The 15,468-nt window shown below is 40.8% G+C and carries 17 protein-coding genes; 9 read left to right on the plus strand and 8 right to left on the minus strand.

Going from position 1 to position 15,468, the window contains the following annotated elements:
• The first annotated feature begins 10 nt into the window (after positions 1-10).
• Positions 11-1,501, plus strand: a complete 1,491-nt coding sequence (gene crtH, locus A4S05_RS14095) for a carotenoid isomerase (protein WP_069070460.1) — start codon at positions 11-13, stop codon at positions 1,499-1,501.
• Positions 1,502-1,685: 184 nt separating this feature from the next.
• Here crtH and A4S05_RS14100 read toward each other — a convergent pair whose 3' ends face one another.
• Positions 1,686-3,200 (minus strand): aminotransferase class I/II-fold pyridoxal phosphate-dependent enzyme, encoded by a 1,515-nt coding sequence (locus A4S05_RS14100; protein ID WP_069070461.1) that lies wholly within the window; start codon positions 3,198-3,200, stop codon positions 1,686-1,688.
• Positions 3,201-3,214: 14 nt separating this feature from the next.
• On the opposite strand from A4S05_RS14100, the gene A4S05_RS14105 reads away from it, so the two are divergent.
• Positions 3,215-3,922 carry a M15 family metallopeptidase gene (locus A4S05_RS14105; RefSeq protein ID WP_069070462.1) on the plus strand — a complete coding sequence of 236 codons (708 nt, stop codon included), beginning with the start codon at positions 3,215-3,217 and terminating at the stop codon, positions 3,920-3,922.
• 5 nt (positions 3,923-3,927) lie between these two features.
• Here A4S05_RS14105 and A4S05_RS14110 read toward each other — a convergent pair whose 3' ends face one another.
• The gene (locus A4S05_RS14110; protein ID WP_069070463.1) at positions 3,928-4,401 is read right to left on the minus strand and encodes a TspO/MBR family protein; all 474 of its coding nucleotides are present in this window, start codon (positions 4,399-4,401) and stop codon (positions 3,928-3,930) included.
• Between the two features lie 90 nt (positions 4,402-4,491).
• On the minus strand, positions 4,492-4,965 hold the full coding sequence (locus A4S05_RS14115; protein WP_069070464.1) for a TspO/MBR family protein: 474 nt from the start codon (positions 4,963-4,965) through the stop codon (positions 4,492-4,494).
• Positions 4,966-5,290: 325 nt separating this feature from the next.
• Here A4S05_RS14115 and A4S05_RS14120 point away from each other — a divergent pair, with 325 nt between their 5' ends.
• Positions 5,291-5,860 (plus strand): DUF3611 family protein, encoded by a 570-nt coding sequence (locus A4S05_RS14120; RefSeq protein WP_084227106.1) that lies wholly within the window; start codon positions 5,291-5,293, stop codon positions 5,858-5,860.
• A gap of 313 nt (positions 5,861-6,173) precedes the next feature.
• Complete coding sequence (locus tag A4S05_RS14125) at positions 6,174-6,413, plus strand: hypothetical protein (RefSeq protein WP_256090976.1); 240 nt, start codon at positions 6,174-6,176, stop codon at positions 6,411-6,413.
• Positions 6,414-6,896: 483 nt separating this feature from the next.
• On the opposite strand, the gene A4S05_RS14130 is transcribed toward A4S05_RS14125, so the two are convergent.
• The 4 genes from A4S05_RS14130 to era form a co-directional block, all read right to left on the minus strand.
• Positions 6,897-7,529 carry a YdeI/OmpD-associated family protein gene (locus A4S05_RS14130; RefSeq protein WP_069070466.1) on the minus strand — a complete coding sequence of 211 codons (633 nt, stop codon included), beginning with the start codon at positions 7,527-7,529 and terminating at the stop codon, positions 6,897-6,899.
• A gap of 45 nt (positions 7,530-7,574) precedes the next feature.
• Positions 7,575-8,015, minus strand: a complete 441-nt coding sequence (locus A4S05_RS14135) for a GNAT family N-acetyltransferase (RefSeq protein WP_069070467.1) — start codon at positions 8,013-8,015, stop codon at positions 7,575-7,577.
• Entirely contained in the window at positions 8,015-8,692 is a 678-nt protein-coding gene (locus A4S05_RS14140) for a response regulator (RefSeq protein WP_069070468.1), read from the minus strand. Before A4S05_RS14140 ends, A4S05_RS14135 begins: the two co-directional genes overlap by 1 nt.
• 137 nt (positions 8,693-8,829) lie before the next feature.
• Positions 8,830-9,804 carry a GTPase Era gene (gene era / locus A4S05_RS14145; protein ID WP_069070469.1) on the minus strand — a complete coding sequence of 325 codons (975 nt, stop codon included), beginning with the start codon at positions 9,802-9,804 and terminating at the stop codon, positions 8,830-8,832.
• Between the two features lie 426 nt (positions 9,805-10,230).
• Between era and A4S05_RS14150 the strand changes: the two genes are divergently transcribed.
• The 5 genes from A4S05_RS14150 (at position 10,231) to A4S05_RS14170 (ending at position 13,420) form a co-directional block, all read left to right on the plus strand.
• Entirely contained in the window at positions 10,231-11,313 is a 1,083-nt protein-coding gene (locus tag A4S05_RS14150) for an ATP-dependent 6-phosphofructokinase (RefSeq protein WP_069070470.1), read from the plus strand.
• 225 nt (positions 11,314-11,538) lie between these two features.
• Positions 11,539-11,976 (plus strand): hypothetical protein, encoded by a 438-nt coding sequence (locus A4S05_RS14155; RefSeq protein WP_069070471.1) that lies wholly within the window; start codon positions 11,539-11,541, stop codon positions 11,974-11,976.
• A 314-nt stretch (positions 11,977-12,290) separates the two neighbouring features.
• The gene (locus tag A4S05_RS14160; protein ID WP_370684444.1) at positions 12,291-12,614 is read left to right on the plus strand and encodes a DUF4351 domain-containing protein; all 324 of its coding nucleotides are present in this window, start codon (positions 12,291-12,293) and stop codon (positions 12,612-12,614) included.
• A gap of 108 nt (positions 12,615-12,722) precedes the next feature.
• A complete protein-coding gene (locus A4S05_RS14165) occupies positions 12,723-13,046 on the plus strand; it encodes a hypothetical protein (RefSeq protein ID WP_176727008.1) in 324 nt (107 codons plus the stop codon).
• Positions 12,965-13,420, plus strand: coding sequence for an HNH endonuclease (locus A4S05_RS14170; RefSeq protein WP_069070472.1), 456 nt, complete (start codon positions 12,965-12,967; stop codon positions 13,418-13,420). Before A4S05_RS14165 ends, A4S05_RS14170 begins: the two co-directional genes overlap by 82 nt.
• 31 nt (positions 13,421-13,451) lie before the next feature.
• On the opposite strand, the gene A4S05_RS43300 is transcribed toward A4S05_RS14170, so the two are convergent.
• A partial coding sequence (locus A4S05_RS43300) for a tetratricopeptide repeat protein (RefSeq protein WP_141699720.1) occupies positions 13,452-15,468 on the minus strand: 2,017 nt, incomplete at its 5' end.

A 15,468-nucleotide genomic window follows, 5' to 3' on the forward strand; every position in this document is an offset into this window, starting at 1 on the left:
CAAATGACAAATGACCATTGACGCAATCGTAATTGGGTCTGGGATTGGTGGGTTAGTAACAGCGACCCAGTTAGCAGCGAAGGGAGCGAAAGTGCTGGTACTGGAACGTTATTTGATTCCAGGTGGTAGCGCTGGTTATTTTGAACGCCAAGGCTATCGATTTGATGTTGGGGCATCAATGATTTTTGGACTGGGAGAGAATGGTACTACTAACTTACTCACCCGTGCATTATCAACTGTAAATGTCAGCCAAGAAGCGATCGCAGATCCGGTGCAGATTCACTATCATCTACCCGAAGGTTTAGACTTGAAGGTTGACCGGGTTTATGAAAAATTTTTGCAAAATCTTATTGCTCATTTTCCCCATGAAGAACAGGGGATTCGTCGCTTTTATGACGAATGCCAAAAAGTATTCAAGTATCTCAACAGCATGGATTTGCTGTCGCTGGAAGAACCTCGGTATCTACTACGAGTCTTTTTGCACCATCCTTTGGCATGTCTCGGTTTAGCTAAGTACCTGCCCCAAAATGCCGGAGATGTGGCACGGCGTTACATCAAAGACCCGCAATTATTGAAATTTATCGATATGGAATGTTATTGCTGGTCGGTGGTTCCATCAGATATGACACCAATGATTAATGCTGGGATGGTCTTTTCTGACAGGCATTATGGCGGAGTTAACTATCCCAAAGGCGGAGTGGGACAAATTGCCCAAAAACTGGTGGAAGGTCTAGAGAAGGCTGGGGGTAAGATTCAGTACCAAGCTAGAGTTACGAAAATTCTCATAGAACAGGGAAAAGCAGTAGGTGTACAACTGGCTAATGGTGAAGAATATCGGGGTAAACGCATAGTTTCTAATGCTACACGCTGGGATACATTTGAACAATTACTACCAGCAGAAGCAATGCCACATAATGAGAAAAAGTGGCAACAAAATTATCAAAAATCTCCAAGCTTCTTGAGTTTGCACATCGGGGTAAAGGAGTCAGTTTTACCTGCGGGGACAGAGTGTCACCATATTTTGCTGGAAGATTGGGAAAAGATGACAGCAGCAGAAGGTACGGTTTTTGTTTCGATTCCTACATTGCTTGACCCAGATTTAGCACCAAATGGATATCACATCATTCACGCCTTCACGCCTCACTGGATTGATGATTGGCAAAAACTTTCTGTGAGTGAGTACGAAGCGAAGAAAGAAGAAGCGGCTTGGCGAATTATTGACCGCCTAGAGAAGATTTTTCCAGGTTTAGATGCCGGATTGGATTATCTGGAGGTGGGGACACCGCGCACCCATCGGCGCTTTTTGGGTCGTAAAGATGGCACTTATGGGCCAATTCCCCGGCGCAAGTTGTGGGGTTTATTGAATATGCCATTTAATCGCACAGCTATTCCAGGACTTTATTGTGTTGGGGATAGCACCTTTCCAGGTCAAGGATTGAATGCAGTAGCTTTTTCTGGGTTTGCTTGTGCCCATCGCATTGCTGTAGATTTAGGATTTTAATCTACATCAATCAAGTTAGGAACTTCCAACAAATGAAAAAGAATTCAGAATTCAGGAGTCAGAATCAAATACAGAATACCCAACAGAATTCTGAATCAAGAAAGAATTCTGTTCGATAAATTATTCAATCATGTAGTGTGGGCATCATGCCAATGGTGTGAAGTTAAGAAAAGGAGTTAGGATGTTATTTCACAACTTTCAAAGTTTTTAGACTAGTATCAGCACAACCACTAATAAATCCCCCCATTGTCTGGATTTGTTGCAGGTAATCAAGGATGAATTTTGTGATAACTTCTCCCGGCATTAATAAGGGAATTCCTGGAGGATAGGGACAGACAATTTCGCTACAGATGCGTTTATTGGTCTGTGTCAAAGGTAGTATTTCACTAATAGCAAAAAAGGCTTCACGGGGAGAACAATATAAAGCGTGAGTCTGTGTAGTGAAAAGACCCTGCCACAGATGGCTTTTAATAGTCAAATTGGTTCGACGATATTTTTCGGCAAGAGTGGTAAAACCTTGCACCAGTTGCTCAATATCATCTGTGGTGTTGCCCAAACTAATGATAAAAGTGAGATGTTCCAGTGAGGCAAATTCAGCGGTTACATCTAATTTTTCATCAAGAATTTCATCTGCCTCAAATCCGGTTAAACCTAAACCAGAAACAGTGACAGTTAATCGCGTTTTGTCTAAAGCTATAAAGCTGGGATATCCTCTCAGCCCACCTATAGAAGAAGATCCCCCCAACCCTGCTTGAGAAGGGGGGTTAAGAATCTGTAAGACAGATAATCCAGGAATTTGGCTGATTCGGGTTCTAGCTTCGTCAGCAAGTTGCAAAGTGCGAGACATCAGCATTTTTCCGTGGAGTGCCATTTGCTGACGCGCTGCATCTAAAGAAGCTAAAAGTAAATAACTAGGACTGGTAGATTGTACTAGCTGCAAAGCTTTACTGATGCGATCGCAATCTATCCTATTACCTTGGACGTGCAGCATCGATGCTTGTGTCATTGCACCAAGTACTTTGTGGATGGATTGTACAGTTAAATCGGCACCTGCGGCTAAAGCTGGAGTGGGTAATTCTGGATGAAAGGCAAAGTGTGCGCCATGTGCCTCATCTACGAGTAGAGGAATATTGTATTGATGTGTGATATTGGCGATCGCACTCAAATCTCCACAAACGCCGTAATATGTTGGATAAACTGTCAACACGGCTTTAACATCGGGATGCTTTTGTAGTGCAGCTTGCACAGCTTCAGGTGTAATACTGTGGGCAATATCTAAAACTGGGTCATATTCAGGATTGAGAAAAATTGGTATAGCACCTGAGAGAATTAAACCTGCGATCGCAGAAGAATGCACATTGCGAGGCAAAATAATTTTATCGCCTGTGCCGCAGGTAGCGAGAATTGCCGCTTCAATCCCACAGGTAGAACCATTGACAAGGAACCATGTTTGCGAAGCGCCAAATGCTTCAGCCGCCAGTTGTTGCGCTTCTTGAATAACGCCTTGGGGTGCAAAGAGATTATCTAAATCTGCTAATTCAGTTAAATCAGCGCGAAACACGGCTTTACCAAATAAATCAGCTAAGGGTTGAGAAATTCCCTTACCTAGCTTATGTCCTGGGGTGTAAAAAGGCACATGAGGTCTTGCTGCATTGGCTTTTAAGGCATCTAATAAGGGTGTTTGGTTTTGATTGAGCATTAAAATAATTCGTAATGAGACCTTATCATCAAATCCCAATTTTCGAGTGTGGTGAACCGCTAATGGCGATTCCTTTAGAATTATTTGCGGTGGAATCTCCCCATCCTTATGAAAAATTAGGTGCGCCTTATGGCGATCGCTCCCCTTATTATCTCCGTCAAAGTGTAATTGAAAATTTAATCCAAGCGCAAAATTATCTTAATCTCCTGCATCCTAACTGGCGTATCCAAATTTTTGATGCCTATCGCCCGATCGCAGTTCAGCAGTTTATGGTAGATTACAGCTTCGCCCAAGCAGTGCAGGATAGAGGACTGACTAAGGTGGAATTATCCCCAAACCAACGCCAAGAAATTTGGGAAGCGGTTTATGCAATTTGGGCTGTACCAAGTTTAGATGAAAAAACTCCACCTCCTCACAGTACAGGCGCGGCGGTGGATGTGACGCTGGTAGATGATAGTGGGCAAATAATAAATATGGGTTCGCCAATTGATGAAATGTCAGAGCGATCGCATCCCGATTATTATGCCAATAATGACGACCCAGAAGCACAACAGTATCATGCTCACCGTCAGCTATTGCAAGATGTAATGTTAAAAGCCGGCTTTCAACGCAATCCCAGAGAGTGGTGGCATTTTTCTGTTGGCGATCAAATGTGGGCTTGGCTGAATAATCAAGCCAATCCAGCCAATCCTGTCACTGCACGTTATGGGCGTCTCGCATAGATGCGTTATGCATCTTGAGGATTTAACTCTCTTAACTCGTCGGTGGTGTAAGTACCAATGGGAGTCCAAACTAGATAGGGAAGGAGAAACAGCACCGCCATTAGAGAAATCGGCAAAACGCAGATTGCAAGGACAACGGCTAAAATCAAACCAATTAGCCCAAGAATTTCCCCAGCTTTGAGACTGCGAAACCTCAACATTATAGGTATGTAAGCGACGGTAATAATTTCCACCAAGAGGTACAAAGCCATTAGTAGCCAAGTAATTATCCCTCCTGGATTTTTTTGCCAGACGATATAAGCTGAAGCTGCACCGCAAATAAAAATCACAGTCCAGATGAGGGGAATCAACGGCTCAAAAACTAGCCAGCGAGGGCGACTTAACAGTGCAAACCATTTAACATCATGCGGCGTAATCAAGAAACTACCAAGGGCGATGAAGAAAGTTACAGCCCCAATTATTATCCAAGATGGAATCATATTGCACTCAAGCTTTGTGTATTTTGTCAAGTCATACACTGCAAGTTTGGCAATTTAGGGAATATGTTGAATCATTCGCTGGTGCGAATCTTAGGCATCTTGAGGGTTGAGACTCGCCATCTGCCAAGTGGTATAAGTACCAATGGGACTCCAGAGCAAATAAGGAACTAGTAATAGTGCAGCCCAACCAGAAAAGCCTAAGACTGCAAGTATCAATAAAATACAAATGATCAAACCTGTGCCACCAAGAATTGTACCCACTTTCAGACTGCGAAGCTTAAACATTACAGGCGTATAGGCAATGGTGACAATCTCTAAAAGCAGATATAAACCCATGATTAGCCAGGTTGAGGTGCTTCCTGGGTCTTTTTCCCAGACAATATAAGCTGACCAAGCACCGCAAATAAATATTACAGTCCAGATAATTGGAATCGCACCCTCAAAAGTTAGCCATCTCGGTCGTTGTAAGCGCTTGAACCACTGGCGATCGCTAGGCGTAATCACATTAGCTGCTAAGGCAACCAAGAAAGCCACACCCCCAATCACCATCCAAGATTTAATCATGACCGTTAGTCCTTTATAAGCGCTATCTATCGCTTAATATCACTCTTTATAGTGTGATTTTGTCAATTTAATTGCTAATTCTTCATCGTCCCTGAGTTTGAAACCTTTAAATCGTTTGGCAGGATTTTAAATTATGGGGACTGGGGAATGGGGAATGGGGATTGGGGACTGGAAAACAAATCTTATCCTAATGCCCAATGCCCCATGCTCATTAAAATTTTATTCCCCAAGATTTTGAGGTGATTATGTCTAGGGATGGGGGTATGAGGCGAATTGTGGAAATAACCTTGGCAGTAGGGGGATTTTAGATTTCATGGTAATTGATATGCAAATAGAATCAGAAACGCGGTCGCTAGCACCAGAAACACGAGGAATTGGTAATACTATTCGCCTTACAGGCTGGATTACTTTGTGGGCACAATTGGCAATTGGAGTAGTTTCGGTCTTTGCTTTGTTGTTTGCCTTGACTGGTCGTCGTTTTGTTCAGCAACAGAATGCCGGTCTTAGCATTGGCATATTTTGGGCCGTATGCGGAATTGTACTGTTGTTATTCAGTCTCTATTGGGATTTTCGTTACACTCGCATAGGCAAAGCTCTAGAAAATCACAATCCGGCTTTGCATCCTAGTAAGCCAGATACAACTAAAATCCTTCGTTTGGGGATAATTGTGGGTTTAGTAGGAATATTATTAACTCTCTTAGGTGCTAGTTCAACTATGTTCGTGCTAATGGCAAAATCTATATCCCAAACTCCAGGAGTAGCAATCAGCGACCCTTACAGGATTATTCGACCGATGGATGTTTTTGTGGCTGTGGCAGATATCACTGGGATTGCTGCTCACTTTGTGGGTACTGTCGCATCGTTATGGTTGTTAGAACGAGTGCATCAACACTAGTACAGTTTTGGATAATTCTTAATTTTGAACTCTGTAATTGAGAATCAGACTTTTAGGCAAAGGGGCAAGACGAGAGAATTAAAACGTAGGGGTGAACCGCTGTTCATTGGTGTCAACTTAACCTACAAGCCAGTCTAGACAAAGCTTTGATAGATTGTTTTGTTCCCAGCTTATGACTGGGAATGTCTATTTTAATGATTTGAATTTTTATCTAAAGATACAATTGAAAGACAAATTCTTATTACTTATGACAGTTACTTTAAATCATCCTAATGAGTGAAAGTAAATATACTTAATAACTGAGGTTCAAAGCATGGACTCAACAGCTAAGGTTCAAACTGTGGATTCGTCCTGGTCTCTTCCACTGCCGTTGAAAGAGTATGCAATGAGCCGAGTAACTGTCTACTTTTATAGCGACAGATGGGTTCCAATTAAATATTGTTCTTTGGAAAAAGCAATTTTGCTTCACCAAAAAGCATATTTAGAAGGCAAGGAAATTTTATTATTTCCTTCTGATTTAGACCCTAATCAATTCTCAAACTCTTTTAACTAAAATGCATTGAGGTAGACTATTTTTCTATTTTTCAAAAATCTTGGCAACAAATCAATCGGTTATAGAGGCGTACATATATATGTACGCCTCTAATTGTAAATGGGATTAAAAATTCGTGTAGACTTTAAAGCCAAAGATGCAGCAGATGGGCAAGTTTATCAAATTTGTATAGCGCAAATGATGCAGATGCTTTAAACATCTTGCTCCAGATCATCTTTAGTGTAAAGCAAGTAAGAGGATGTTTTAAAAGTGGTTGGCTGTAATTTTAGGCACTTGTTGATCCCCCCAACCCCCCTTAAAAAGGGGGGCAAAAAATTCTCAAAGTCCCCCTTTTTAAGGGGGATTTAGGGGGATCTAAAACGTTTTGCTACCAACCAGAGGACTTTTAAAACATCCCCTAAGTAGGCTTTTTCACGCTTGAGAAATTCGTAGGTTTGCCAACGGTAAGAAAAGTTGAGCATTCGGCGAACTTCAGCGGCTTTTTTATCGTACCAATGGGTTTTTGTTCGCTGCTGCTGAGTTGACGGTTTGTTCAATTCTCTTCAACCTTGTCTCTGGACGTTTTGCACTGTCAATCCAATAAAGGATATTCTTTTTAGATGAGTTATTAAATGCTTCAAAATACTCTTTGGCAGTTGTGTTTGCTTCTAAGGCTTGCTTTAAATCGAAGGGAATTATTAAGGCTTCGATCGCATCTAAGGAATTCCATGATCCATCTTGTTTTGCAGCTTCGATTTTTTCTAGTCCAACTGTACTAATTAAACCTTGTTCTATAAGTTCTTCAATATATTGTTTATTTAATTTTGACCACACACTTTTCGGCTTTCGAGGTGTAAAGATTTGCATGTAACGTTCTTCATCTAATGATTTGACTTTACTATCAATCCAGCCAAAGCATAAGGCTTCTTTTACCGCTTCGCTATATCGAACACTTGGCTTACCACTTTTTACTTTGTAGTAAATGAGCCAGACACCGAAACAGGTGCGATGGTTTGTCTCTAACCATTTCCGCCACTCTTCACGGCTTGTAGGGCAGAAAGTGAGAAATTCATTTTTAAGTTTGGATGCACCAGTAATCTTACTTTTGCTGAGGTTGATTTCTGTATTTTGCTGCATTTGTTTTATGTTCAATTCGTAATTGATGCAAAACTTCTATCTACTTTAAAATCGTTTTGCCATAAAAATCAAATGCTGGCTTCTTTGATAGCCATGCTTGCTGTAAAAAGCCTCTGCTTGTCCATCCTTGTTAGTCAACAGATAAACCCCAGTGACTTCCATCGTAGTTAGAGTGTCCATTAATTTTTTAAGTAGCTTTGTTCCAATTCCTTGACGCTGCTTATGAGATTGGACACAAATTTCTTCCAGATAAAAGCTTTTACTTATTGGCCCTTGCTTACAATAACCTGCCACAAATCCTAACAGTTCATCCTGTTTGAATACAAATCCGACAAAACCCGGTGTATTGAGAATTTCAAACAACTTTGTTCTTGCAGTCTCAAAAGTCCATCGCTCATTCCAAGGTTCACTATTGAACACTTCAACATATAAATGAGCGCACTTGTCAAGATATTCAGTAGTAAAGGTTTGAATTTCTTCTGACATCAAACTAACCCAGAACGTAGTGCTACAACTGCTGCTTGCACGCGATCGTCTACTGCTAATTTATTCATAATCCCCCGGACATGAGTTTTGATGGTGTTGGGACTAAGATAGAGTTTTTCGGCAATCTCTGGGTTACTCAACCCGTCTACCATGAGTTTCAACACTTCTAACTCGCGTCCAGATAAGTTGGCGTTGTTGCTAGTGGGTGTAGGCGGTTTGAGATTGTCAATCACTCGCCGCGCAATTTGGGGATCGAGATAGGCTGCACCATCAACTGCGGCTGCGATCGCACTTAACAATCGTTCCACACTTGCGCCTTTAATACAATACGCATCTGCACCGCTAGATAGTGCGGCAATAATTTCTGTCTCCGTTTGATGAGATGTCAGCATCACCACATGAGTTGCTGGCAAAGCCGCCTTAATTTGCTGTGTCGCAGCAATGCCATCCAATCGCGGTAATCCAATATCCATAACTACCAAATCAGGTTTCAGTTGCAGTGCTGCTTGAACTCCCAAATAACCATCTTCGGCTTGTCCAACTATCTCTATCTGAGGATGAGCCATTAACGATTGCTCTAATCCCAGTTGCATCATCGGATCATCTTCGACAATTAACACGCGCAATGGCGGAGCATTGACCGGTAAATTTAAGGGATAGCGAATATCTAAAGACATTTTTATTAATTATTTGTCATTTGTCATTTGTCATTTGTCATTTGTCATTTGTCATTTGTCCTTTGTTCTTTGTCATTTGCTTTTTTACTTGCCATTACTATTATTATTACTAATGACCAATGACCAATGACAAATTATTATTCTTCCACGCGATAACCTAACTCTGCTAGACTAATCCGCGACTGTCGCCATTTTGGCTGGACTTTGACAAACAATTCGAGGTAAACTTTACCAGCAATTAACTTTTGGATTTGCTCGCGGGCTTCACTACCAATTGCTTTGAGCATTGCTCCGCCTTTGCCAATGAGTATACCTTTTTGAGAATCGCGCTCAACGTTGATGGTAGCAAGTACACGGGTAATGCTGGGAGTTTCTTCTACTAGGTCAATTGCGATCGCTACTGAATGGGGTACTTCTTCACGAGTCAATAATAAAATTTGTTCTCGGATTAATTCACCCATAATAAAGCGTTCTGGCTGGTCAGTTACCAAATCTGGCGGGTAGTATAACGGCCCAATTTCTAAATGTTCAATTAATAATTCTTGAAGTTGGGGTAATCCTGAACTCGTCTTGGCAGAAAATTTTACGATTTCCCATTCATGAGTCTGGGCCATTTGGGCGTAACTATCATCTAGAAACTGAGAATCGGGAGGTTGTTGGTCGGTTTTGTTCACGCCCAGAATCACTGGGGTTTTGCTGCGACTGAGCAATTCGGCAATATAGCGATCGCCAGCACCACAAGCTACTGCTCCATCTACCACAAATAGGACTACATCTACCGATTCAATGGCAATTTTAGCATTTTGCACCAATACTTCGCCCAATTGATGATGGGGCTTATGAATTCCTGGCGTATCTACAAATATTAACTGCGCCTCTGGTGTAGTTAATATACCGCGCAAACGGTTACGTGTAGTTTGCGCTACTGGTGATGTAATGGCAATTTTTTGTCCTACCAATTGATTCATCAAAGTAGATTTACCGACATTTGGACGACCAACAATACCGATAAAACCTGACTTAAATTCAGGAGGAGCTTGTGGGATTGTTACTTCTCCTGAAAAAGAGAAGTTGTAATTTTCAATACTAGACACCTTTGGCTCCACCCTCATATTTTACAGCTGGGATAACTTGATTTTTTCTTAGACACAAAACAAGCATAAAAACACCCTAGCATTTTCGAGGATTGATTTTGCTTAGGTTTAATCTACTACTGGCTCTACACTTAACATTTTACAGCTGAGATAACCTTAGTTGTAAAATTCAGGAGTCACAATTCAGTAGTCAGAATGTTAAAAAAATTAAACTCTAAATTTACCTTATTGCGTCGGTAATCATACCAAATCCAGATAATTTCTAACTTTTGGCTGCTGAGTTCTAAATTTTTAAACTTATGTTTTGTTTTTAGACACAAAATAAACATAAAATTACTTTGGCATTTGCAGGGAAGTTTTTTGCTTAGGTTTAATGTTTTGGTAACTTTGGCTTAAGTTTCATCGACTACTCAATATCTTTGAATCAAAATGTCAATAAAAAAGATGGGAGAACGCAAACGTATAGGAATTCTTACCAGTGGAGGTGATTGTTCTGGTTTAAATGCTGTGATTAGGGCTGTAGTAAATTGTGCTGTGGATACTTACGGCTGGGAGGTTTTGGGAATTCGTCAAGCGACTCTAGGATTAATGGCGCGTCCGCCACAATTCACAAAACTGGAAGTAGATCAAGTTGACTCACTGTTAACTGCGGGTGGCACAATGTTGGGGACAACCAATAAAGGCGACCCTTTTGCTTTTCCAATGGCGGATGGAAGTTTATGCGATCGCTCCGAAGAAATCATTGCAGGTTATCATGAGCTAGGTTTAGATGCTTTGATTGGTATTGGCGGTGATGGTAGCTTGGCAATTCTGCGTCGCCTCGCCCAACAAGGCGGCATTAATCTAGTAGGTATTCCCAAAACTATTGATAACGATATTGGCGTTACTGAACATGCTATCGGTTTTGATACAGCAGTAAATATTGCTACGGAAGCATTAGATAGGTTGCATTTTACTGCTGCAAGTCATAGCCGAGTCATGATTTTGGAAGTAATGGGGCGTGACGCCGGACACATAGCAATAGCTGCGGGAATTGCGGGGGGAGCAAATGTAATTTTAATTCCCGAAATCCCTTACACAGTTGAGCATATTTGTCACAAAATCAAAGAACGCCAAGAGAAAGGCAAAAACTATTGTTTGATAATCGTTTCCGAAGCGGTTCGTACCCACGATGGGGAAAATGTGACGATTACAAATCGTTTAGGTCAATCTCGATATGGTGGAATTGGCGAATATTTGGCAGATAAAATTATTGAACACATTGGTGTAGAAACGCGAGTTACAGTTTTAGGACACATTCAACGTGGTGGAACTGCTTCACCACTAGATAGATTAGTTGCAACAGCCTTTGGCGTAGCAGCGGTTAATCTTATTGCTGAGGGTAAATACGATCGCATGGTGACATGGCAAAATCGCCAAGTATTAAGTGTATCAATTACCGAAGCGATCGCTCAATATAGCGCTGTCGATCCCAATGGTACTTTAGTTAAAACCGCTCGTGGTATGGGTATTTATTTGGGAGACTAAGTAAGTAGGCAGTTTTGTATAGGACTCCTATTTTATTTTTGAACAAGACTCAGTACATCTTTATTCCTTCTTCCCAGTCACCAGTCCCCAATCCCCAGTCCCTTATCTATACAAGTGATTCAAAAATTAAAGACGCTCGATAGCGCAGCGTTAGCGACGCAGGAGCATCTGACTCGCTACCGCTTCGCTATCGGATTGCTATAGTTGCTTTAAATCTAAAACAGTATGAATGCACAATTAACTCTAGACGAAATCAAATCAGCACGCGAATTACTTAAAGAATATGAACCAGCAAATAAAGCTATTGATGCTGTAGAACGTCACAACGGTAATCTCGAAACCTCCTTTGAGGAACTGTGGATTGAGAAAAACGGACAATCGGCGATGGGAGTAAAAAAAATCTGGCAAACTACATTAGATGTGTTGCGGGATGAACTTTGCGGAAATGAAGGTTTTCGGGCACGTTTGAGCGATTATACCAAAAGTCCAGAAAACGCTGTATTACTTACGGCAGCGATTACATCCCTCATGGCTTTAACCGCAATTCCTCTCGATCCATCGATCGCTACTATTATTATTCTCTACATCCTTAAAATCGGCTTGAATGTTTATTGTAAGTATACCGATGTAGGTGACGGGGGAACTTTACCACCTGGGAAATAAAATACAGATGCATTGAAGAAGAATTCAGAAGTCAGAATGGGCTTCGCCCCGCTGCGCTAAGAGGTTGTTTGAAAAGTATTTCGCTGTGACTTTAGGCACTTTAGATCCCCCCTAACCCCCCTTAAAAAGGGGGAAACCGGAATCAAAGTCCCCCTTTTTAAGGGGGATTTAGGGGGATCTAAAATTTTTGATACCTACAAGAGGACTTTTCAAACATCCTCTAACAGAAGTCAGAATAAATCAGTCGGGGATTCAGATCCGCTTTTTCGGTCAAAATTCATTCTGAATTCTGACTCCTGACTCCTGAATTCTGTTTGATAAAACAAAATATTGCCGGGTATACAGAAATTTTAGCTGGTTTGCGATTCGACAAAACTTTGATTCGTCAATTGTTAAGTGAGGATATTATGCAAGAATCAGTGATTTATCAAGATATTTTGCAAAAAGGAAAACAACAAGAAGCTTCTTCTTTATCTATGTCTCTGCTAGAAGAACGTTTTGGCGAGATTGATGAATCAATTTATCAAAAAATTCAAGTTTTGAAAATTGAACAATTAGAGGCTTTATGTCGAGCGCTATTAAGAATGTCTGAGATGGATGATTTAGTAACTTGGTTGGAACAGCAACAAAGTAGTTGAAGTTAAATTGCTTTTCAGAAAACGATCGCACCTCTCCACAACTCAAACGCGATCGCATGTTTGGGTACAAAAGCTAAAATATAGAAGTTGCATTCCATATTCCAACCTATGACGACTCCCAAATTGATGATTGAACCTTCATATTGGTTAGAAACGGGAATAAAATTGGAAAAAGTCAATAATCTCAATATTTTTAAATTTACCGACGAATTACAATCTCGTTCGGATCAGCTTTTAGAAAAAAGTAAATTGGGATTAATTACAGCCGAAGAAAAAGCAGAGTTAGATGGTATATCTGAATTAGCGCAAATTTTTACTTACGCTAATTCGGTTTTAGCTTCTGAATCTACATGGTCTCCAATTACATCCGAGAAATCGTTGCAGAAAGAGCAAAATACCTGTGCGAATATTGCCACTCCCCAGAATTTATAAACACAGACCGCTTCACTGTAGACCATCTTATTCCACAATCTCTGGGGGGTTCGGATGAAGTCGAAAATTTAGCTTTATGTTGTCGTCGCTGTAACGAGCGTCGTTATAATTTCATATCAGGTATCGATCCAGAAACAAAACAAGAAGTCAATTTATTTAATCCTCGAAAGCAAAAGTGGTCTGAACATTTTATTTGGTCGCTCGATTGTATAAAAATTGTTGGTATAACCCCTATCGGTAGGGCAACTTGTAATCGGCTTGATATGAATGATGAACGTAATGGCAATGGATTTATTCAAAAATCTCGTCGGTTATGGGTTCGTGCTGGTTGGCATCCTCCCCAAGAAGATTCATGTCAGGAAAGTGAAGATTAATTGCACTATAAAACTATCGCCCCTATTTCCCCTACTCCGGTAAACTCTCTAAAATCTCCCTCGTCACCGTAGCCATATATTCATCCTGATACTCAACATATATCTCCAACGCTGTCTGCAAATTAGCCCTAGCTTCCGCGTAATTCTCCTCTGCTTGTGCGAGTAATCCTAATTGTCCGTAAGTGCTAGCACAGGAGTAGCGATCGCCAAATTCGATATATATTTCCAGGGCTTGTTGATAATAATCCCGTGCCTGGTCGTATTCCCGCAACTGTTGGGCAACAATTCCCAACTGGTGGTAAGTCCTAGCACAGGAGTAGCGATCGCCAAATTCGATTTTGATTTCCAGGGCTTGTTGATAATAATCCCGTGCCTGGTCGTATTGGCGCAACTCTTCGGCAACCCTTCCCAACTGGTGGTAAGTGCTAGCTAAGGAAGACTTGATTTGTGTTGCTTCTACGCCTTGGAGTTGTTGAGATAATTCGATAACCCGCAAATAGGATTTTTGGGCTTGGGGATAATTTTGTGTTTGTAAATAACCCACAGCAAGGCGATCGAGTGCCATCACAATTTCCAAACCTATCTCACCTGTTCTAATTTCTGGTGGATAAGCGACTTGTGCGTTACAGACAAATTCCGACAGTTTCAAACTACTTGGAATATCATTATTTATATAAAAGTATTGAAACAAGCAAAAGAAAATATCAATAGTTTCTTGTTTCTCTAAACAAATTTGCAAGGCATTATATAAATTTTCATACTCCAGCCGACAGAAAAAAATCCCAATCTGCCGTTCTTGCGGTTCCTTCGATTCCATATAGCGATTGTAGGAACGAGCTAAACCAATATAGTGGTTTTTAAAACCCTCTCGTAAGGCTTCGCGGGTAGCTGCATCGCTTTCTGCTAATTTTGCTTTGAGAAAGAAGGGAAAAACAGGTTGAATTTGTAATAATTGAGGAATATCTTCATTGATAAGCGAGAGCAAACCCCAATTTATCGCTTCTTGAATTGCCTCATCAAACTTATCAAAATTATCATCCTGAAACTGTTCTAACTTCTGTAATTGCTTGGCATAATTAGGAATATCGCTCCTATCAATAAACCCACTAAAGGGAGCCAAACACAATAATAACTTCTGAGCATCTAGCGACAAATTACTATGGGAATATTCCACACATTTGAGAATACTCTGGGTTTTATCTTCACTTCCCGTATCTAAATTAATATCTGCTGCTGCTAACTTTGCCAAAATTTCCTGGGATGACAGATTTTTCAAATTCGCTAACACTACTTCCATTGCTAACGGATACCCCGCTAACACCTTCATCAATTTCTGAAAATCTTCCTCTTCCCGAATCTTACCTATCTTCCTTTTATCCCCCACATTCCGTTCTAAAATCTTATTAGATAACTCCGTCCTCGCTTCCGCATCCAATCCCCGCAATTGATAAATATTCTGTCGAAAAGCCCCTTGCAACCAAGTTTCATCACTACGAGAACCTAAAATTACCCGTGTTTCTCCCCCTACCAACCGCGTCAAAAAATCTTGCAGTTGCTTTTGCTCGGCTGACGCTAAAGTATTTTGAATCGCTAAAGCTTGTCCCGTCACCGACTCCAAATTATCTAATATCAAAATATGAGATTCTGACCGTAATTTAGCCAGTAATTTCTGCATCTGAGCAGTTAAATTCATCGCTTGAAAATTTGCAAACTCAAACTTTTTATATAACCGTTTGCCAATGTCAAACAAAATCTGTGTCAGCGTCCAAGCTTGTTTATCATAACCAAAATAAAATATCTCCGGTGCAAAGTTCGTCGTCTGCCACCAACTACGCAAATAATTTAACAGCGTAGTTTTTCCCGTTCCTCCCATTCCCTGCAACAGCAAAATATTATGACGAAACAAAGCCTTCTCAATCTTCAAAATCTCCAAATCTCGCCCGATGAATCCATATTCTGGCGGCGTATATTGATATAAATTACCTAATTTTTCAAAATACTTTTCTTCTTCCTCATCTCTAAATTTACTTGAGTTTGGACTAATTGGC

Source organism: Nostoc sp. KVJ20 (assembly GCF_001712795.1).
GTDB lineage: Bacteria > Cyanobacteriota > Cyanobacteriia > Cyanobacteriales > Nostocaceae > Nostoc.